This window comes from Actinacidiphila sp. DG2A-62 (assembly GCF_035825295.1).
In the GTDB taxonomy this organism is placed as follows: domain Bacteria; phylum Actinomycetota; class Actinomycetes; order Streptomycetales; family Streptomycetaceae; genus Actinacidiphila.
Map to the genome: position 1 here is coordinate 5742323 of NZ_JAYMGI010000002.1, position 20318 is coordinate 5762640.

At 75.5% G+C, this 20318-nt stretch carries 15 protein-coding genes and 1 pseudogene; 7 read left to right on the top strand and 9 right to left on the bottom strand.

Annotated features, from left to right (window positions below; all coding sequences use genetic code 11):
* Positions 1–198 precede the first annotated feature (198 nt).
* The 3 genes from VSR01_RS25840 to VSR01_RS25850 form a co-directional block, all read right to left on the bottom strand.
* The gene (locus VSR01_RS25840) at positions 199–1593 is read right to left on the bottom strand and encodes a glycoside hydrolase family 18 protein (RefSeq protein WP_326451506.1); all 1395 of its coding nucleotides are present in this window, start codon (positions 1591–1593) and stop codon (positions 199–201) included.
* A gap of 162 nt (positions 1594–1755) precedes the next feature.
* Positions 1756–2868: a hypothetical protein gene (locus VSR01_RS25845; RefSeq protein ID WP_326451507.1), complete on the bottom strand. Its 1113-nt coding sequence runs from the start codon at positions 2866–2868 to the stop codon at positions 1756–1758.
* The gene (locus VSR01_RS25850) at positions 2865–3659 is read right to left on the bottom strand and encodes an RNA polymerase sigma factor (protein ID WP_326451508.1); all 795 of its coding nucleotides are present in this window, start codon (positions 3657–3659) and stop codon (positions 2865–2867) included. The genes VSR01_RS25845 and VSR01_RS25850 overlap by 4 nt, the downstream gene beginning before the upstream one ends.
* A 280-nt stretch (positions 3660–3939) precedes the next feature.
* Here VSR01_RS25850 and VSR01_RS25855 point away from each other — a divergent pair, with 280 nt between their 5' ends.
* From VSR01_RS25855 to VSR01_RS25885, 7 genes and pseudogenes are all read left to right on the top strand, one after another.
* On the top strand, positions 3940–4836 hold the full coding sequence (locus VSR01_RS25855) for a DUF4190 domain-containing protein (protein WP_326451509.1): 897 nt from the start codon (positions 3940–3942) through the stop codon (positions 4834–4836).
* 209 nt (positions 4837–5045) lie between these two features.
* Positions 5046–5798, top strand: coding sequence for a GntR family transcriptional regulator (locus tag VSR01_RS25860; protein WP_326451510.1), 753 nt, complete (start codon positions 5046–5048; stop codon positions 5796–5798).
* A 173-nt stretch (positions 5799–5971) separates the two neighbouring features.
* Positions 5972–6469, top strand: coding sequence for an RpiB/LacA/LacB family sugar-phosphate isomerase (locus tag VSR01_RS25865; protein ID WP_326451511.1), 498 nt, complete (start codon positions 5972–5974; stop codon positions 6467–6469).
* The gene (locus tag VSR01_RS25870) at positions 6466–6687 is read left to right on the top strand and encodes an SPOR domain-containing protein (RefSeq protein WP_326451512.1); all 222 of its coding nucleotides are present in this window, start codon (positions 6466–6468) and stop codon (positions 6685–6687) included. The genes VSR01_RS25865 and VSR01_RS25870 overlap by 4 nt, the downstream gene beginning before the upstream one ends.
* The gene (locus VSR01_RS25875) at positions 6684–7070 is read left to right on the top strand and encodes a (deoxy)nucleoside triphosphate pyrophosphohydrolase (protein WP_326451513.1); all 387 of its coding nucleotides are present in this window, start codon (positions 6684–6686) and stop codon (positions 7068–7070) included. The genes VSR01_RS25870 and VSR01_RS25875 overlap by 4 nt, the downstream gene beginning before the upstream one ends.
* A 149-nt stretch (positions 7071–7219) precedes the next feature.
* Positions 7220–9934 carry a SpoIIE family protein phosphatase gene (locus tag VSR01_RS25880; protein ID WP_326451514.1) on the top strand — a complete coding sequence of 905 codons (2715 nt, stop codon included), beginning with the start codon at positions 7220–7222 and terminating at the stop codon, positions 9932–9934.
* Between the two features lie 243 nt (positions 9935–10177).
* Positions 10178–12720, top strand: a pseudogene (locus VSR01_RS25885) (SpoIIE family protein phosphatase).
* A gap of 29 nt (positions 12721–12749) precedes the next feature.
* On the opposite strand, the gene VSR01_RS25890 reads toward VSR01_RS25885, so the two are convergent.
* From VSR01_RS25890 to VSR01_RS25915, 6 genes are all read right to left on the bottom strand, one after another.
* A complete protein-coding gene (locus VSR01_RS25890; protein WP_326451515.1) occupies positions 12750–13469 on the bottom strand; it encodes a PspA/IM30 family protein in 720 nt (239 codons plus the stop codon).
* A gap of 199 nt (positions 13470–13668) precedes the next feature.
* Positions 13669–15951 (bottom strand): TPM domain-containing protein, encoded by a 2283-nt coding sequence (locus VSR01_RS25895; protein WP_326451516.1) that lies wholly within the window; start codon positions 15949–15951, stop codon positions 13669–13671.
* A gap of 242 nt (positions 15952–16193) precedes the next feature.
* Positions 16194–16967, bottom strand: coding sequence for a succinate dehydrogenase/fumarate reductase iron-sulfur subunit (locus VSR01_RS25900; protein WP_326451517.1), 774 nt, complete (start codon positions 16965–16967; stop codon positions 16194–16196).
* Positions 16964–18871 carry a fumarate reductase/succinate dehydrogenase flavoprotein subunit gene (locus VSR01_RS25905; RefSeq protein WP_326451518.1) on the bottom strand — a complete coding sequence of 636 codons (1908 nt, stop codon included), beginning with the start codon at positions 18869–18871 and terminating at the stop codon, positions 16964–16966. The genes VSR01_RS25900 and VSR01_RS25905 overlap by 4 nt, the downstream gene beginning before the upstream one ends.
* Positions 18871–19719, bottom strand: a complete 849-nt coding sequence (locus VSR01_RS25910) for a hypothetical protein (RefSeq protein ID WP_326451519.1) — start codon at positions 19717–19719, stop codon at positions 18871–18873. The genes VSR01_RS25905 and VSR01_RS25910 overlap by 1 nt, the downstream gene beginning before the upstream one ends.
* Before the next feature lie 52 nt (positions 19720–19771).
* Complete coding sequence (locus VSR01_RS25915; RefSeq protein ID WP_326451520.1) at positions 19772–20059, bottom strand: hypothetical protein; 288 nt, start codon at positions 20057–20059, stop codon at positions 19772–19774.
* Positions 20060–20318 lie beyond the last annotated feature (259 nt).

The window sequence follows — 20318 nt, forward strand, 5'->3', positions numbered from 1 at the left end:
TAACCTGCGCGTTGCAACGTTGCAAGACTCCGGATGCAAGGGCCTGGGTCACGGTTGGATCGCGGCGCGGCGGCGGAACGGACACGGCGCGGCGCGGTCATCCCGCCCGCGGAAGGGCCCGGCCGCCCGCGGACGGACGACAGCGGCCCGCCGGAGGACTCCGGCGGGCCGCTGGGGCGTTCGGGACCGGCGTCGCGGTCAGCGGTGGTGGCGCGGCGGGTTGAGGCCCGTGTGGATCGCGGAGATCAGCTCGCCGTCGGCGGTGTCGCCGTCCAGCGACCAGGCCATCGCGCCGCCCAGGTGCGCGGCCCTGATGAACGCGGTCTTCTGGGCGATCACCTGCGGATCGTCGTACGTCCAGAAGTTCGTGCCGTCGTAGAGCCAGGCGAAGCCGTCCCGCACGTCCCGGTGCACGGTGTAACTCCCGGACTGCGCCAGCGCCTTGAGCGCGTGGTAGTCCTCGTTCCCGGCCTGCCAGGTGGCCGGCGCGGGGCCGGTGGAGGGCTGGAAGAGGCCGGCCGTGCCGCCGTCGGGCACGCCGGTCCAGCCCTGGCCGTAGAACGGGACGCCCAGCACCAGTTGGCGGGCGGGCGCTCCGCGGCGCAGCCAGTCGCCGATCGCCTGGGTGTCGCTGAAGTCGTTCGCCACCGGGGTGTCGCGCGGCGCCCGCAGTGCCGACTGCTGGTTGGTGGTGGCCTCGTACGGGCCGTGGAAGTCGTAGCCCTGCACGGTGCCGAAGTCGAGGTACCGGAAGATCTTCCGCGCCTCGAAGCCCGCGTCGATCTTCGCCGGTGCGGCGGGCAGGAAGGCGCTCAGGTCGTAGTGCTTGTGCGTGGTGCGGCCGTACGCGTCCAGCTGCCGGCGGAACTCCGCGGCCAGCGCCGTGAAGTCCTGCTTGTCCTCGGGACGGTAGACGGTGTCGGTGTCACCGGAGGAGGCCGGCCACTCCCAGTCGATGTCCACGCCGTCGAAGAGGCCGGCCGCCGAACCCGGGCCGCCCTTGCCGTCCAGCAGCGGCAGGTTGCCCTTGATGAAGATGTCCAGGCAGGAGGCGACGAGTGCCTGGCGCGAGGCGGCCGTTCGGGCCGCGTCGGAGAAGTGGGTGGACCAGCCCCAGCCGCCGATCGAGATCAGCACCTTCAAGTGCGGGTTCTTCGCCTTGAGTTCGCGCAGCTGGTTGAAGTTGCCGGCCAGCGGCTGCTCGGCGGTGTCGGCGGTGCCGTCGACGGAGGTCGCGGCGTCCACCGGGTGCTGGTAGTCGGCCCAGGCGTCGCCCTCGCCGGCCACGTTGGCCTCGAAGCACTTGCCGTCGGCGCCGATGTTGGCGAACGCGTAGTTCAGATGGGTGAGTTTGGCGGCGGTGCCGGACGTCTGGACGTTCTTCACCTGGTAGTTGCGGCCGTAGATGCCCCACTGGGTGAAGTAACCGACGCTTCGGTACGGCGAGTCGGCCGCGGGACCGTGCGGCGAGTCGTGCGTGGCGGCGGGGGAGTGCGCCCCCGCGGTGGCGCCGCCTGTGAGGGCGGGCAGGACGGTGGCCACGCAGAGCGCGGCGGCCGTCGCGGCCGTACGGCCGAGGAGTCTTCGACGCATGGCCGGACGCTATTGGCCTAGACCAATAGCGTCAAGGGTGAGGGGGCCTGGCGGCCCGGCCGAATCGCCATATACGCGCATCGGCGTAGACGGCGACCGGCCGGACCTGGCCCCGACGGGTCGGCACCGGCGGCGGAGCGGCCTCGTCCCGCGCCGGCGGCGTCAGTCGGTGACGCGCTGGCTGAGGAACGTCATCCGGGACACCAGGTCCCCCGCGGCCAGCGCGGGCGGGCAGGCCGGCGGCGTGCGGTCCTTCGTACAGGGGGCCGCCGGCACCGCCTTCAGGGTCACCTGGTCCTGCTGGAGCAGCCGGCCGGTGTCCGGGTCGAGAAGCAGCTTCCAGCGCGTCGTCCCGTCGTCGTGCGCCACCCAGGTCCCCGCGCGCCCCCGCGCGTCCCTGCCCGGGCCGAGCAGGTCGACCCCGGGCACCGTGGCCAGCACCCGGTAGAGGGCGGCGCGCACCTGTGGGGTCACCGGCGAGATGCCCAACAAGCCGCCGATCACACGGAAGAGGTCCTGATGCGGCGCCAACTCCTCCAGCCGAGCGCGCAGTTGCGCGGTCCCGGACGGCAGCGTGGCGACCTCCCGCCAGCTGAACGAGGGGGCGAGGAACGGGCCGTAGGGGACGTTCGGCGACTGCGCCGGCCCGTGCCCCCGCGCGGGGCGGATGACGCCCTGGCCGTGGCCGATCGCCACCGTGAACTCCGTCTCGGGAGAACCGGGCCGGCGTTCGCGGACGGTCGTCAGCAGCGAGGCGTTCGCGCCGACGGAGGAGCCCCGGGCGTGCGCGGCCACCGAGCCGAGGAACGCCGAGGCGGCGTTCGCCGCGGCCGGCGGCGGCCCGTCCGCGCCGACCGTGGGCAGCGCGGCCAGTCCGGCGGTGAGCGCGGCGACGCAGGCCGCGGCGACGATCCAGCGGCGGCTGTCGCCGGTACGCAGCGCGCGGGCGGCGCGGGGGCGCGCGGGGGCGGGGGGCTGCGCGGGCGCAGGGACCTCGCCGGTTCGCGTCACGCCGGCGAGAGCGGCGGCCTCGTTGCTGCCGACGCCGGCGACCGAACCGGCCTCGCGGACTTCGCCGACCTCGCGGATCTCCGCGGCCACCGCGACCTCCCGTGCCTCGCGCCCGGCCGCCGCGCGGACCGCCGCCAGCGCCGCGACCACCACCGCGGCGTCCGGCGGCGGGACCGCGCGGGCCGCCGCCAGCGCGGCCAACTCGGGCGCGGCCTCGGAGAATCCGTACAGGTCGTCGTCGTGCAGGGTGCCGTTGCCGGTCATCGCAGCCCTCCTGTCGTACCGGTAAAAGCGGGTGTGTCCGCGAGGACGTCGCGCAGCCGGGCGCGGGCCCGGTGCAGCCGCGAGCGCGCGGTGCCCTGCGGGACGCCGACCACTGCGGCGGCCTCCGCGGGGGTCAGCTGCTCCCACGTCACGAGCAGCAACAACTCCCGCTCCACATGCGGGAGTTCGCTCAGTGTTCGACGGATCAGCGGTGCGACCGCCGCCGCGTCGAGCCGCTGGTCGACGGCCGCCCAGGGGTCCGCGGACGGTTCCGCGCCCGCCGCCGTGCCCGCGCCCGCCGCCGTGCCCGTGCCCGCGGCCCCCGTCCGCCCGCCCGGGCCGTAGCCGTCCACGCCGCGCCAGTGCGCCGCGAGCACGTGCCGGGCCACGCCGAACAGCCACACCCGCGCCGTCCCGCGCGTTGGGTCGTAGCCGGCCCGGCCCGCGAACGCCCGCAGCCACACCTCGGCCAGCAGGTCGTCCGCCGCGGCCGGCGCCCGCCGCGCCAGATAGCCGTGCAGCGCCGCCGAATGCGCGACGACCAGTTCCTCGAACCGCGCCGCGTCCCGCACCCCGCCGTCGTGCGCGTCCCGCGCATCGCCGTCGTGCGCCTCGCCGTCACCGCCCGCCGCGTCCCCCCGCGCCCCCGCCGCGTCCCCCGGGCCCGCCGCCCGCACCTCCGGCGCCGCCTCTCCCGTCTCCGTATCCCCTCCGGTCCTGGTGTCCCCGCGTGTCACGCGCCTGCGGCGGTCGCCCGCCCGGGCCGCCGGGAACCAGTTGTGGCTCTCCATCGCACCTCCCCTGCGGCCGGAGTCTCCGGCCCCGTCCGGTACTTGCCGGGCCGGGGCGGAAGCGTTCGCGGTGACCGTAAACTCCCCTGGTGGACATACCTCCGCCGCCTCCGCCCCCGCCGTCCCCCGAGGACGCGAAGCCCTCCGGCGCGCCCGCGCCCGAGACTCCCTCGCCGGCCGCGTCGGAGGCCGCCGCCCAGCCGACCGTGGCGGCGGGTGTGCCCGCACCGCGCGACCCCTTCGCCCCGCCGCCGGCCGGGCCGGCCCGGCCGGACCGCCCGTGCCGCCCGCCCCCGGCACACCCGCGCAGGGTCCCTACGGCGGTCAAGCGCCGTACCCGCAGCAGTCGTACGCCGCCCCCGGCCCGTACCCGGCGCCCGGACCGTACCCCCAGACGCCCCACGCGCCGGGTCCGTACCCGCCGCCGGGCCAGGTCCCCGGTCCGTACGGGCACGGCTACGGATACGGGTACGGATATCCGGGCGCCGGCGGCTGGTACCCCGGGCCGCCGCCGAACCAGAGCACCAACGGCCTGGCCATCGCGTCGCTCACCGTCTCCATCGCGGCGTTCTGCGTGCCCCTCGTGGCACTGCTGCTCGGCGTCTTCGGCCTGCGGAAGATCCGGCGCACCGGCCAGCGCGGGCGGGGCCTGGCGATCGCCGGCATCGTGATCAACAGCGTGGCCACGGCGCTGGTCGCGCTGTTCGTCGTGCTCGGCGTGGTCGGCGCGTTCGACGAGGGGGACACCGACGTGCAGGACCTCCAGGTCGGCCAGTGCTTCAACACGGTCGGCGACCCGCCGGAGAACTACGGCGGCGGTCACCGCGCGAGCACCGTGAACGTCGTCTCCTGCGACGACGAGCACGACGCCGAGACGTACGGCGTCTTCTCCGTCGCCGACCGCTTCGACGACGACTACCCGGGCGCGGTGGCGATCGCCGAGATCGCCGGCGACTCGTGCCGGCGCGACGCCGAGGACTACCTCGGCGACGACGGGCTCGACGCCGCCCTGATCCCGGACTTCTACGTCCCGCCCAGGGCGGACTGGGCCGCCGGGGGCCGGAGCGTGGTGTGCTTCTTCACGGGCCGCTCCGGCAAGGTGACCGGCTCGGTGCGCAACAGCGACCGCTCGGACGGCGGCTCCGGCGGGGACTCCGCGCCGAGCGTCGGCGTCTGACCGGTCCGCGCGGAGGCGGCGCGCGCCGGCGCACGCCCCCGGTCGGCCGGTCACCGGCACCGCGCGGACCCGGCCGGCGGCCCCTCACCGGCCCCGGCGCCGGCCGCGCGCCGCGCTCCCGCACGTATCGTGATGCTCAGGGCAGGACTTGCGGATGCGTACCGTGGGTTGCCAAGCTGTTGCTCACAGTCAACCCCTGGGAGGGGCACGTGGCTTTCGGTGAGCAGCCCGCGTACCTGCGTGTGGCCGAGGACCTGCGGCGGAAGATCCTCGACGGCTCGCTGCCGCCGCACGCGCGGCTGCCCTCACAGGCGCGCATCCGCACCGAGTACGGCGTCTCCGACACCGTCGCGCTGGAGGCCCGCAAGGTGCTGATGGCCGAGGGGTTCGTCGAGGGCCGCTCCGGCTCGGGGACGTACGTCCGCGAGCGTCCGCGCCACCGGCTGGTGGTGCGCAGCGGCTACCGCCCGGCCGTCGCGCCGACCCCGTACCGGCAGGAGCAGGCCGACGAGGACGCCAAGGGCACCTGGGAGTCGCGCAGCGTGCAGGACGTCGCCTCGCCGGACGTCGCCGAGCGGCTGGCGATCGAGCCGGGCGCGCGGGTGATGCGCACGCAGTACGTGTTCCGCACCGAGGGCGAGCCGTCGATGCTGTCGACGTCCTGGGAGCCGCTGAGCCTGACCGCCCGGACGCCGGTGCTGCTGCCCGAGGAGGGGCCGGTCGGCGGGCAGGGCGTGGTGCCGCGGATGGCCGCGATCGACGTGGTCGTGGACCACATGGCCGAGGAGGTCGGCGCGCGGCCCGGCCTGGCCGAGGAGACCGCCGCGCTCGGCGGCGTCCCCGGGCACATCGTGATCGAGATCCGCCGCACGTACTACGCGTCCGGGCGGCCGGTGGAGACCGCGGACGTGGTCTTCCCGGCGGAGCGCTTCCGGGCGGCGTACCACCTGCCGGTGAGGTGACGGCGCCGGGCCGGCCCGTCGGTGAGATGACGGCGGCCGTCCCTCAGCCCGGTGACGCTCGGTCGGCGCCGGGTTGACGTCCCGTCAACTTCTGGACGATCATCTGGCCGGATCGGTATCTCTTCGTGTCAACGCGGACCCGCGCCGTGAACCTCGGGCGTAGGGTCGGGCATATGCGCATCGCCGTTTCCTCGGACATGGATGAGCCCGTGGCCCGCCGGCTGGTGGAGGAGTTGCGCCGGCGCGGGCACGACCTGCTGGTGTTCGGCGCGCTCAGCGACGGCGACCGGGAGGACGACGAGAGGGGCGCGGAGCCCGTTGGAACGGCGGTGGCGGGCGACGGGTGGGCGTGGAGCGCGTCCGCCGCGGCGCGGGCCGTGGCGGACGGGGAGGCCGATCAGGCCGTCGTGTGCTGCTGGACCGGCACGGGGGCGTCCATCGCCGCGAACAAGGTCGCCGGGGTGCGGGCCGCGCTGTGCGGCGACGCGTACACCGCTGAGGGGGCACGGAAGTGGAACGACGCGAACGCGCTGGCGCTGAGCCTGCGTACGGTCTCCGCGCCGGTACTGGGGGAGATCCTCGACGCCTGGTTCGCGGGCGGCCCGAGCCCGGACCCGGAGGACCGGCGCAACGTGGCGCGGCTGACGGAGCTGGAGGGGGGTTCGTCGTGACACCCGAACTGGTGTGGCTCCTCATACGCCAGGACGCCGGCGGCAACCGCTACCGCGTCGGCCGTTTCGCCACCCGCGCCGAGGCCGAGCGCGTCGCCGAGACGCTCGGCGCCGCGGGCGCGGACGGCCGGGCGGCGGGCGAGACCGCCGGCGGACCGGCCGGAGACGGCCAGATCTACGTGATCGAGCGGGTGGCGCCGCGGCCGGCCCAGGCATGACGCGCGGGATCGTCGTCGGCGGGATGCTCGTCCGGGACGGCCGGCTGCTGGCCGCGCGGCGCACCGCGCCGGCGCACACCGCCGGGATGTGGGAGTTCCCCGGCGGCAAGGCGGAACCGGGCGAGGACGAGCGGGACGCGCTGGTGCGCGAACTGCGCGAGGAACTGGGCGTCGGCGTCCGCCCGCTGGCCCGGGTGCCGGGGGAGTGGCCGCTGACCGGCCCCTACGTGCTGCGGATCTGGACCGCCGAACTCCTCGACGGCACCCCGCGCTGCCTCCAGGATCACGACGCGCTGCGCTGGGTCACCCCGGCCGAGGCGCGGGCGCTCACCTGGCTGGCCCCGGACCGCCCCGCGCTCGCCTGGGCCGCCGCGCATCTGTGAGGCGGCTCCCGTGCGTCGGGGGCCGCCGCCCGTCTGCGTCACCGGGTGGGCGTTTCCGGCGCGAAACGGGCAGTATCGGGTAAGAAGGCACAAAGCCTTCAGGAGGCCGGGCGGGCAGCCCCGGCCGTACCCGGTCGGGGGTGCGAGCGATGAGCGCCAGCGGCGACGACCCCAAGGCTGCGGGCCTCCGTCCCGGCGACCCCCACGACGCCGCGCCCGACGACGCGCGGGGTGCCGCGCCCGACGACGTGCGGGACGTCGCGCCCGACGACCGCCGGGACAGCGCGCCCGGCGAACCCTCCGCTCTCGGCGCGCGCGACCTCGACGACGGCGGCCCGGACGCGCCCGACCCCGCGGGCGGCGGCCCGCACGCGCCCGACGCCCCCGACGAACCGCCCGGCGGCAGCGGCACGCTGCTGGACACCCTCCGCGTCGCGGTCGTGATGCTCGACACCCGCGGGCGGGTGCTGCTGTGGAGCCCGCTCGCGGAGGAGGTGCTCGGCTGGGCCGGCGAGCACATCGTGGGGCGGCGGGTCGGCGGGCTGTTCGGGCCGGCCGAGGCGATGGACACCGCGGGCGCCGGGCAGGGCGCGCCGCCGCGGCTGCGGTCGATCCCCGAGCCCGGCCAGGCCGAGGCGATCCTCGCCGAGCTGCTGCGCGGCGGCCGCTGGGACGGCATCCTCTCGCTGCGCCACCGCGACGGCCACACCGTGCAGGTCGAGACCCGCGCGAGCCTGCTGGTCGACGGCGACGGCCGGCCCTTCGTGCTGGCCTCGATGGTGGAGACCAGCCGGCTGCGCACGCTGGAGCACGACCTGGCCGCGCTGGACTCCCTCTTCGACTCCTCGCCGCTGGGCGTGGCGATCTTCGACAGCGACCTGCGCTACGTCCGCGTCAACGCGGCGCTGGCCCGGATGAACGGTCTGCCGATCGCCGACCACCTCGGCCGCACCGTCGCCGAGGTGCTCGACCGGGCCACCGCCGACTACCTCACCGAGCTGCAGCGCACCGTCCTGGCCACCGGCCGCCCGGTGATCGACCTGGTCGCGCTCGCGCCGCACGGCCGCGGCCACCGCTCGCTGTCGTACCACCGGCTGGTGGACCGGGCCGGCCGGGTGCTGGGCGTCAGCGCGACCGTCATGGACGTCACCGAGCGGGTCCAGGCCGCGGCGAAGGCCGAGCGGGCCCGCCGCCGGCTGGCGCTGCTCAACGACGTCGGCACCCGTATCGCCGGCGAACTGGACGTGCACCGCGCCGCGCAGGCGCTCGCCGAGGCGCTGGTGCCGACGTTCAGCGACTACTCCGGGGTGATCCTGCACTCCGAGGTGGCCGGCGGCGGCGAGCTGCCCTCGGTGACGTACCGCGAGGGCACTCCGCTGCGGCAGCTCGGCATCGCCGCCGTGCACTGGAGCCCGGCGGTGGCGCGGATGCTGCGCCGCGGCCAGCCGATCGCCTTCACCGGCTCGTCGGTCTTCGGCACCGTGCTGCGCACCGGACGGCCCCGGCTGGTGGCCTCGCAGGAGGAGCTGCGGGCCACCACCTACCCCGACGACCCCAAGGTCGCCGCGGCCGTCGAGCTGGGCATCACCTCGCTGCTGGTGCTGCCGCTGCGCGCCCGCGGCGTGGTGCTCGGGCTGCTGGTGATCAGCCGCGGCCGGGGCCGCGAGCCCTTCGATCACGACGACCTGGCGCTGGCCACCGAGCTGGCCGACCGGGCCGGCGCCGCGCTGGACAACGCGCGGCTGTACGTGCGCGAGCGGGAGGGCGCGCTGATGCTCCAGCGCAGCCTGCTGCCGCGCGCGCTGCCCGAGCCGCCGGGCGTCGAGGTCGCCTTCCGCTACGTGCCCGGCAGCAGCGCCGCGGAGGTCGGCGGCGACTGGTTCGACGTGATCCCGCTGGCCGGCGGCCGGCTGGCGTTCGTGGTCGGCGACGTGATGGGCCACGGGCTGGGCGCCGCGGCCACGATGGGCCGGCTGCGCACCGCCGTGCGCACCCTGGCCGGCCTGGACATGCCGCCGGACGAGCTGCTGCGCCGGATCAACGAGCTGGGCGACGACCTCGCGCAGAGCCAGGCCGAGGGCTGGATGGCGACCGCCGTGTACTGCGTGTACGACCCCTCGACCCGGCGCTGCTCGATCGCCCAGGCGGGGCACCTGCCGCCGGTGCTGGTGGAGGGCATGGCCGGCGAGCCGGAGCGCTGCCGGGCGCGGCTGCTGGAGCTGCCGACCGGAGTGCCGCTGGGCGTCGGCGGGGTGAGCTTCGAGAGCACCGAGCTGGAGGTGCCGGACGGCGCGGTGCTGGTGCTCTACACCGACGGACTGGTCGAGGCCCGCGGCAAGGACATCGGCGCGGGCCTGGACCGGCTGCGCCGGACGCTGTGCCGGCCGCTGCACTCCCTGGAGGACGCCTGCGACGAACTGCTGGCCACCATGGAGCCGGGCCGCGAGCCGGACGACGTGGCGCTGCTGATGGCCCGGCTCGGCGGGCTGCCCGCCGGGTCCACCGCGAGCTGGACCTTCCCCGCCGAGCCCAGCGCGGTGCGCCTGGCCCGCCGCCGGGTCCGCGACACGCTGCTGCGGTGGGACCTCGCGCCGCTGTCGGACATCACGATGCTGCTGGTCAGCGAGCTGGTCACCAACTCGCTGCGGTACGCGCACGGCCCGATCGGGGTGCGGATGGTGCGCGGCGGTTCGCTGCTGGTGGAGGTGTCCGACCCGCTGCCCGACCCGCCGCTGGAGCGGTTCGCGGGCGAGGAGGACGAGGGCGGGCGCGGCCTGCAGCTCGTCGGCCGCGCCTCGCGCCGCTGGGGCACCCGGCACGGCCCGCTGGGCAAGACCGTCTGGTTCGAGCTGGCCCTGCCCTGAGCGCGCGGTGGCGGGCGTCACTCCCCGGTGCCGCGGCGGGGATGGTTCGACGGCAGCGTGCCGGGTATGCCGAAGGGGCGGGAGCGGAAGGAGCGACCGCGGTGTTCCGGGGACGGCCCCCGTACCCCAGGAGCCGAGATGATGCTGTGATCGACAAGACCGTGTGCTGGACGGTCCTGATGCTGGATACTCGGCTCCAACCGGTCCGTGTGTGCTGAGCTGGAGGGGTCGGGCGTGAGCGACATGCCAGCCGGGGCGGTTCCGCCCGGAGACGAAGCGGACTCCGCGCACGGCGCGGTCTGGCAGTCCAGCCCGCCCGGTTCGATCTACGACTACATACGGGTCGCCTCCTTCGCGCTGGACCGGCACGGCCTGATCGCCCAGTGGAGCGAGCGCGCCGAGGAGTTCTTCGGCGTCGCGGCCGACCAGGCGCTCGGCAAGGACCCGGTGGCCGCGTTCGCGCCGCCGGACGTCCAGGTGCGCGCCCACGAACGGCTCGCGGAGATCCTCGACGGCCGCGAGTGGACCGGCCTGGTGCCGTACAACGACGCGTCGGGCGTGCGCGGCCTGGCCGAGGTGTACGTGATGCCCGCCGACGAGGGCGCGCTGTGCATCGCCGTCGACGTGGCGACGCTGCGTCAGATCGAGACCGACCTGGCCGCGTCCCAGGCGGTGTTCGGGCAGTCCCCGATGGGCTTCGTGCTCTTCGACACCAAGCTGCGGCTGATCCGGGTCAACGACCGCTTCGCCACCGTCTTCGGCCGCCCCGCCGAGCAGCACCAGGGCCGCGGCCCGCACGACTTCCTGTCCCGGGTCGAGGCCGACCGGCTGGGCGCGGCGCTGCGCCAGGTGCTGGAGACCGGCGAGACGGTCCTGGACATGCCGCTGGTCGGCACCGTGCCCGGCGACCCCTCGCGCCGCCGCTGGACCATGTCGCTGTACCGGCTGCACAGCAGCACCGGGCGGCCGATCGGCGTCGCGGGCCTGGCCGTCGACGTGACGGGCCGGCAGCGGGCCGAGCGCGAGGCCGCGCACGCCCGCCGCAACCTCGCGCTGCTCAACGACGCGGGCTCGCGGATCGGCACCTCGCTGGACCTGGAGACCACCGCGCGCGAACTGCTCGATGTCGCCGTGCCGCACTTCTGCGACCTTGCCTCGGTCGACCTCTACCAGGCGCTGCTGTCCGGCGAGGAGGACCTGGCCGGCATCACCGACGGCAGCGGCGAGGTGCGCCGGGTCGCCTTCGCCAGCGCGGTCTCCGACGCGCCGGTGGTGATGGCGGGCGACGACGACATGGCGCCGGGCGACGGCCCGGTGTCGGTCGGCGCGGTGCACCGCTACCGCTTCGGCTCCGCCTCCGCCCGCGCGCTGCGCACCGCCCAGCCGCAGGTGCTGGACGGCGAGGGCGCCAACGACCTGGGCGGCGCGCTGGTCCAGTGCACGCTGATCGTCCCGATGGTGGCGCGCGACACCGTGCTCGGCCTGGCGCAGTTCTCCCGGGCCAAGGGCAGCGAGCCGTTCACCGAGCGGGACCGGATGCTCGCCGAGGAACTCGCCGGCCGCGCCGCCATCTTCCTCGACAACGCCCGCCTCTACCGTCGCGAGCACGAGCGCGCGCTGATCCTCCAGCGCAGCCTGCTGCCGCCGGACGACCCGGAGGCAGCGGGCCTGGACATCGCCTGTCGCTACCTGCCCGGCAGCATGGAGACCGAGGTCGGCGGCGACTGGTTCGACGTGATCGACCTGCCCGGCCACCGCACCGCGCTGGTGGTCGGCGACGTGATGGGCCGCGGGTTGCGGGCCGCCGTCGCGATGGGCGAACTGCGCACCGCGGTCCGCACCCTGGCCATGCTGGACCTCGAACCGGCCGAGGTGCTGGGCGAGTTGGACCAGGTGGTCAGCGGACTGGGCGCGCCCGGCGGCGGCCGCCGCACCAAGCACCCCGGCGACGCGGACCTGGCCGAGGTCTACCTCGCCACGTGCGTCTACGTGGTCTACGACTCGGTGACCCGCCGCTGCACCATCGCCAACGCCGGCCACCTGCCGCCGGCCTGGTCGAGCCCGACGAGAGCCCGATGCTGCTGGAACTGCCGCGCGGGGTGCCGCTCGGCGTCGGCGGCGAGCCCTTCGAGGAGATCGAGATCGAGCTGAGCGACGGCGCGCTGCTCGCCCTCTACACCGACGGCCTGGTGGAGTCCCGCAGCCTGTCGCTGGACGAGGGCCTGGAGGCGTTCCGCTCCTCCCTCGACGGGCGGCCGCGCCCGCTGGAGGACGTCTGCGACCACGTGCTGGCCACGCTGGACACCGCGCACGGCGAGGACGACATCGCGCTGCTGATGGCCCGGGTGCAGGGGCTGTCGCCGGACAAGGTCGGCGACTGGACGCTGGAGGCGCAGCCCACCTCCGTCGCGCGGGCCCGCGAACTGGCCCGCGACCAGTTGGTGCGCTGGGGCCTGGACGACCTGGTCGACACCACCGAGCTGCTGGTCAGCGAGCTGGTGACGAACGCGCTGCGGCACGGCTACGGCGACATACGGCTGCGGCTGCTGCTGGACCGGACGCTGGTGTGCGAGGTATGGGACAGCGCGCTGATGCAGCCGCGCCGCCGCCGCGCCCGCGAGACCGACGAGGGCGGGCGGGGCCTGCAGCTGGTCGCCATGCTCAGCCAGAGCTGGGGCAGCCGGCGCACCCACCGCGGCAAGACGGTGTGGTTCGAGCTGGCCTTGCGCGGCGGCGGGAAGGCCTCGGCGGGGCCGTCGGTGGACGACCTGCTGAGCATGTTCTGACGCTCGGTCCGGGCCGTGCCGGACACGGCCTACCGAGTGCTGCCGGACTTCAGCCGGGCCAGGCGCGCGTCGACCTCGGCCGCGTCGGACAGCGCGTCCAGCGACTCGAACTGCGCGTCCAGCGAGGACGCGGCCAGCTCCTGGCGGCCCTGCGCACGGGCCTCCTCGCGGCGCACCTTGTCCTCGAAGCGGCCGAGGTCGCTCGTCGGGTCGAGCACGTCGACGCTGCGCACGGCGTCCGCCATCCGGTTCCTGGCCCGCGCCGAACGCGACCTGGCGACCAGCTCGTCCCGCTTGACCCTGAGCTGCTCCAGCCGCGCCTTCATGTCGTCGAGCCCCGACCTGAGCGTGGCGACCACCTCGTTCTGCGCGGCGATGGCCGGCTCGGCGGTGGCCGCCTCCTTCTCCGAGCGGAGCTGGCGGCCGAGCGCGACCTTCGCGAGGTGGTCGAAGCGGTCCGCCTCCGCGGTGCTGCCCGCGGCCCGCATCTCGTCCGCCCGGCGGCTGGCCGCGGCGGCCTTGCCGCCCCACTCGGCCGCCGCCGCGACGTCCTCGGCGTGGTCCTGCTCCATCAGCCGGAGGTTGCCGATGGTGTCGGCGACGGCCGTCTCCGCCTCGGAGATGTTGTTCGTGTAGTCGCGGATCAGCTGGTCGACCATCTTCTGCGGGTCCTCGGCCTGGTCGAGCAGCGCGTTGACGTTCGCCCTCGCGAGCTGCGTCACCCGGCCGAGGATGGTCTGCTTGGTCATCGGTGCTCCTTACGCTGTGCCGTGCGGTGGTGCGGGATGCGGTCGTACGTGCGAGCGGCGCCGTCGCGGCGGCGGCCGGCTGTCGTGCGCTGCCGGGCGGGTGTCGTGCGGCTGCCGGGCGCCCGACGTGCGGCTGATGTGCGCCTGACGTGCGCCTGACGTGCGGCTGCCGTCCGGGTCGGCGGGCGGTGACCGGCGGTCAGAAGCGGCCTCCCGTGCCCATCCGGCCGCGGGTCTGGCCGCCGCCGAAGCTGCCGGGCGCGCCGCCGAAGCCGCCGCCCATGCCGCCGAAGCCGCCGAAGCCGCCGCCCCGGCCGCCGCCCAGCAGGTCGCCGAGGAGGATGCCGCCGAGGACCGCGCCGCCCATGCCGCCCATCCCTGCTCCTCGTCTGCCGCCGTCGAGGCCGCCGAAACCGCTCACGTCGTGCCGGGCGTACTCCTGCGCCTGCCGGGCCAGCCGGTCGGCCTCCCGCGCGTGCTCCAGCGCGTCCGCGGCGCCGCCCATGCCGGCCGTCCCGCCCGCCCCGGCCGTCCTGCCGGTCCCGCCGGCCGCGGGCCCGCCCGCGGCGATCCGCTCGGCCAGGCGCAGCCGGCGCTCGGCCTCGGCGAGCCGGGTACGGGCCCGGCTGCCGATCGCGCCGCGGTGCGTGGTGACCAGGTCCCGCGCCGCCGCGACCTCGCTGCGCGCGGCCAGCAGCGCCTGGTCCAGCAGCCCGAGGGCGCGCCGCCCGGCCTCCTCCTGCTCCCGCACACCGGCGAGCGCCGCGTCCAGCGCGCTGTCGGCCTCCTCCAGCCGCCGCAGCGCCGCGAGCGGGTCGTACCGCCCCTGTGCCATCTCCGCCCGCACCTCGGCGAGCACGGCCTCCAGCCGCCCCACCCGCCCGCGCAGCTGCGCGCCCCCGGCAGCGCCGCCGGGACCGCCCGCCGCGTCCGGGCCGCCCAGGATCGCGCGGGCCTCCGCGAGGTCGGCCTCGGACTCGGCCACCGCCTCGCGGAGCGTGCCGTCCGCCGCGGTGAGCTCCTGCTCCCGGCGGGTCACCGCGGCGGCGAGCGTCGCCGCCTGGTCCAGGGCGCTCTCGGCGGCGCGCACGAACACCGCGGCCCGGCCGCGGTCGGCGTCGAGCGCGGCGCGGGCCTGCTCCAGGCTGGTACGGGCGAACTCCAGCCGGTCGCGGGCCTCCGCGGGGTGTCCGGCGACCGGTTCGAGCGCCGCGTCGCCGTACCGCCGGGCCAGCTCGGCGAGCGCGTCGTCGGCCGCCGCGACCCGGGCCGGCAGCTCCGCCGCCGCGGCCTCGGCGCGCTCCAGCACCTGGTCGGCGTTCGCCTCCATCGCGCGCAGCCGGTCGAACGCCTCGGACTCCGCGTCCAGCCGCCGGTTGGCCTGGGTGCAGCGGGAGAGGATCTCGTCCAGCATCTCGCGGCGTGTCGCGTCGTTCTCCGGCATCGCGTCGTCCAGCCGCTGCCGCAGCCGGAACGCGGCGGTCAGCTCCCCCTCGGCGTACTCCACCGCCTCCGCGAACGGCCGCGCCGCCTCGTCGCCGAACTGCGCCGCGGCGAACCCCACCTCCTCCCGGCTGGTGCGCACCGCGTCGTCGGTCTCCACCAGCAGGTGCCGGGCCTGCGCGTCCAGCTCGGGCAGCGGGGTGAGCGGAGTGGGCCGTTTGGGTCCGTGCCCGGCCGCCGCGCCCCAGCCCTCCGCGCCCGCCCGGCCGGGCTGCCGCGCCTGGGCGGCCCGCCGCCGCAGCACCGCGAGGCCGACCACCAGCACGGCGGCCAGCGCGGCGACCGGCACCCACACCGTGCCCGAGGTGTGCGCGCCGCCGCCGTCCGCGCCGCCGGGGTCGGCCGGGCCCGGGCTCAGCTCGACGGCCGGCACCGGGCGGCCGGCCAGCACGGCGCCGACGCCGTCGGCCGCGCCGACCGCCGCGCCCGCCCAGTCGTTCACCCGCAGCGCCGGCTCGACGCCGCGGTCGCTCACCTCGTCCAGCTGGGCCTGCGTCAGCCCGGAGTCCTGATCGGCGGAGACCGCGAACTGGCGGGCACGGGTGGCGACCGCGAGCAGCATGTCCTTACGGCCCAGGCCGTTCTTCACCGCGGTGGCGTCCGCCCAGTCCTGCGCGCTGCCGCCGGAGAAGTCGTCGACGTACGCGACGAACAGCTGCACGCCGTCCGACCGGTCCAGCCGCGCCAGCGCCGCCCGCACCTCGGGCAGCCGGTCGCCCAGCGCGCCCACCTGGTCGGTGACCTGGCCGCTGTGGGACAGCGGTATCGGCCCGTCCGCGGGTCCGAGGCGGTCGGGACCGGCCGCGGCCGCGAGCCGGCCGCCGGGCCGGGCCGCCGCCGCCCGGTGCGGGTGCGCCGCGGCGGCGGGGCCCGCGGCGTGGGCGGGCACGGCGGTCAGGGCGAGGGCCAGCGCCGGCGCCGCCGCGAGGGCCGCGAGGGCGGCGGACAGCGCCGCCCGGGCCCCGCGTCTGCCGCGCACCTCTCTCCTGCGCACCGCGCCGCCTCCCGCTCGCCGCGCCACGGCGCACCCCGTGGCTCCTTTTGGGAGGCTATGCGCGGTTCGCCCGCCCCGCGACTCCGGGCCGCCTCGCGACTCCGGCTGTCCCGTGACTCCGGGCCGTCCCGCGACTCCGGCCGTCCCGCGACTCCGGGCCGCCCGCGGCGCCCGGCCCCGCCCGCGGCCTTCCGCCGCCCGGGGCCGCGGCGCGCCGTACCGGGGCGCTACGGCTGCCCGCGGCGCCTGATCCGGGAGCCGAGCCAGACCAGCGGGTCGTACTTGCGGTCGACCGCGCGCTCCTTGAGCGGGATCAGCGCGTTGTCGGTGATGTGGATGTGCTCCGGGCAGACCTCGGTGCAGCACTTGGTGATGTTGCAGTAGCCGAGCCCGTGGTCCTCCTGCGCCGACGACGCGCGGTTCAGCCCGCGCTCGGCCGCCGCGTCCAGCGGGTGCATGTCCAGCTCGGCGACCCGCATCAGGAACCGCGGACCGGCGAAGGCCGGCTTGTTCTCCTCGTGGTCGCGCACCACGTGGCAGGTGTCCTGGCACAGGAAGCACTCGATGCACTTGCGGAACTCCTGCGAGCGCTCCACGTCGACCTGCTGCATCCGGTACTCGCCCGCCGCCACGCCCGCCGGCGGCACGAACGCCGGGACCTCCCGCGCCTTCTCGTAGTTGAACGACACGTCGGTCACCAGGTCGCGGATCACCGGGAACGCCCGCAGCGGGGTGATCGTGACGGTCTCCTCGCGGGAGAACACCGACATCCGCGTCATGCACATCAGCCGCGGCCGGCCGTTCACCTCCGCGCTGCACGAGCCGCACTTGCCCGCCTTGCAGTTCCACCGCACCGCGAGGTCGGCCGCCTGGGTGGCCTGCAGCCGGTGCACGATGTCCAGCACCACCTCGCCGTCGTTGACCTCGACCTGGAAGTCCCGCAGTTCCCCGCCGTCGGCGTCGCCCCGCCAGACCCGGAAGTGGGCCGTGTACGTACTCACGCGTCGAGCTCCTCGTCCGTCAGGTATTTGAGCAGCTCGTCCCGCTCGAACAGGGCGAGCAGGTCGGGCCGGATCGGGTCCATCGGGCGCTTGCGCAGGCCCACCGCGGCGCCGTCCGCGCCGAGTTCGCAGACCAGGTTGACCTTGCGCCAGGCGCGGTCCATCTCCGGGTGGTCGTCGCGGGTGTGGCCGCCGCGGCTCTCGGTGCGCTCCAGCGCCGCGCGCGCCACGCACTCGCTGACCAGCAGCATGTTCCGCAGGTCGACGGCCAGGTGCCAGCCCGGGTTGAACTGCCGGTGGCCCTCCACCCCGGCCCGCCGCGCCCGGGTCTTGAGCGCCTCGAGACGCTCCAGCGCGCGTTCCATCTCCGGGCCGCGCCGGATGATGCCGACCAGGTCGTTCATCACCTGCTGGAGCTCCTGGTGCAGGGTGTACGGGTTCTCCGCCGCGCTCGCCTCCGCCGCCGCGAACGGCCGCAGCGCCTCCTCGGCCGCGGCGTCCACCGCCGCGTCGTCGGCCACCGGCCGCTCGCCCGGGGCCAGCGCCGCCGCGTACTCGGCCGCGAACAGCCCCGCGCGGCGGCCGAAGACCAGCAGGTCGGACAGGGAGTTGCCGCCCAGCCGGTTGGAGCCGTGCATGCCGCCGGCCACCTCGCCGGCCGCGAACAGGCCCGGCACACCGCGGGCCGCCGCGGTGTCCGGGTCCACGTCGACGCCGCCCATCATGTAGTGGCAGGTCGGGCCGACCTCCATCGCCTCGGCGGTGATGTCGACGTCGGCCAGCTCCTTGAACTGGTGGTGCATCGACGGCAGCCGGCGCCTGATCTCCTCCGCGGACAGCCGCGTCGACACGTCGAGGTAGACCCCGCCGTGCGGGGTGCCGCGGCCCGCCTTGACCTCGGAGTTGATGGCGCGGGCCACCTCGTCGCGGGGGAGCAGCTCCGGCGGCCTGCGGTGGTGGTCCGGGTCGGTGTACCAGCCGTCCGCCTCCTGCTCGCTCTGCGCGTACTTCTCCTTGAAGACGTCCGGCACGTAGTCGAACATGAAGCGCTTGCCGTCGCTGTTGCGCAGCACCCCGCCGTCGCCGCGCACCGACTCGGTGACCAGGATGCCCTTGACCGACGGCGGCCAGACCATGCCGGTGGGGTGGAACTGGATGAACTCCATGTTGATCAGCGGCGCCCCGGCCAGCAGCGCGAGCGCGTGCCCGTCGCCGGTGTACTCCCAGGAGTTGGAGGTCACCTTGAAGGACTTGCCGATGCCGCCGGTGGCCAGCACCACGGCGGGCGCGTCGATCACGAACAGCCGGCCGGACTCGCGGACGTAGCCGAAGACGCCGGCCACCTTGCCGCCCTCGCCGTCGCCGTCCTTGAGGATTCGGGTGACCGTGCACTCCTGGAAGACCTTCAGCCGCGCCTCGTAGTCGCCGGTCTCGGCGTGGTCCTCTTGCTGCAGCGAGACGATCTTCTGCTGGAGGGTGCGGATCAGTTCGAGCCCGGTGCGGTCGCCGACGTGCGCCAGGCGCGGGTACTCGTGGCCGCCGAAGTTGCGCTGCGAGATCCTCCCGTCCGGCGTGCGGTCGAACAGCGCGCCCCAGGTCTCCAGTTCCCAGACCCGGTCCGGCGCCTCCTTGGCGTGCAGCTCGGCCATCCGCCAGTGGTTGAGGAACTTGCCCCCGCGCATGGTGTCGCGGAAGTGCACCTGCCAGTTGTCGCCGGAGTTGACGTTGCCCATGCTGGCCGCGATGCCGCCCTCGGCCATCACCGTGTGGGCCTTGCCGAACAGCGACTTACAGATCACCGCGGTCCGCAAGCCCCGCTCCCGCGCCTCGATCGCCGCCCGCAGCCCCGCGCCGCCCGCGCCGACCACCACCACGTCGTACGCGTGCCGTTCTGCGTATCTCACTAGAAGAACCTCGGATCGTCGAAGGCGCCGCTGGACACCAGGTACACGTACAGGTCCGCGATGCCGACGCTGACCAGCGAGGACCAGGCGAGCAGCATGTGGCGGCCGTTGAGCAGCCCCACCCAGTTCCACAGCCGGTAGCGCACCGGGTGGCGGGAGAAGTGCCGCAGCTTGCCGCCGATGATGTGCCGGCAGGAGTGGCAGGACAGGGTGTACGCCCAGATCAGCGCGATGTTCGCGAGCATTACCAGGGTGCCCAGGCCCATGTGGCCCCAGTCGCCGTGGACGTCGCGGAAGCCGAGCGCGGTGTCGTACGTGAGCACGCCGGCCACCAGCAGCGCGAGGTAGAAGAAGTACCGGTGCGCGTTCTGCAGGATCAGCGGGAAGCGGGTCTCGCCGCTGTACGCCGCGTGCGGCTCGGCGACCGCGCAGGCCGGCGGCGAGGACCAGAAGCTGCGGTAGTACGCCTTGCGGTAGTAGTAGCAGGTCAGCCGGAAGCCCAGCGGGAAGACCAGCACCAGCAGCGCGGGGGACAGGCCCCACCAGTGCCCGAACAGCGCCCAGTCGGCGCCGCCCTTCATGTCGGTGCAGCGGGAGGCGAGGCAGGGCGAGTAGAACGGCGAGACGTAGGGCGCGGCGTAGTAGTGCGCGTCGGCGAACGCCCGCCAGGTCGAGTACGCCACGAAGGCGGCGAGACCGAGCGCGGTGACCAGCGGCGGCAGCCACCACCGGTCGGTCCGCAGGTGCGGGGCCTCGATCGCGGCGCGTCCGGGGGAGCGGACGCCGCGGCCGGGCGGGGGCTGCGATGACGGTGTTTCCGGGGTGGCTGATGTGGTTCCGGTGGCCAAAGGGGACTCCGATGGAGCGGGGGTGAGGGGGCCTGGTCCGCGGACGGCCGGGTCAGGGCGCGTGCCGGTACGGCGAGCCCAGTCCCTCGTCCTCGGCGTCCGTCCACAGCCCGCGGTCGTAGGGGGCGTCGGGGACCGTCACCATGTCGACCTCGCGGTCGTTCGCCGCGGCGGGGGCGGAGGCCTGCAGCAGGCCGAGGCTCTCGCGCAGGTGGGCGGCGTCGGCGCGGACCCGCCGCATGTCGAGGGTGTCGCCGGCCTGCTCGTCCAGCCGCGCGACGCAGCGCATCAGGTCGTCGAGCCGTCGCTGTACCGAGGTCAGGTCGTCGTGCAGGGACATGGGGTGCCCTCACCATCTGCCGCCGTGCGGTGGGTGTGACGTGGCCGCTCGCGCGGATCGGTCGCTCGCGCGGTCGCGGAAGCGAGTGTCGCGCGTCACACCGGCTCTTGGGAAGACGGCTGCATGGATTCCCGCGGGAGGTGGTAAAGCGGGCCCGCATCTCGGGCCGGACCGGGCGCGGGGTCGGCCGGACGGGTGGTGTTGCGGGGGCGCCGCGGCGGGTCGGCCGTCGGTGGCGGCGGGCCGTGGTGTGCCATGG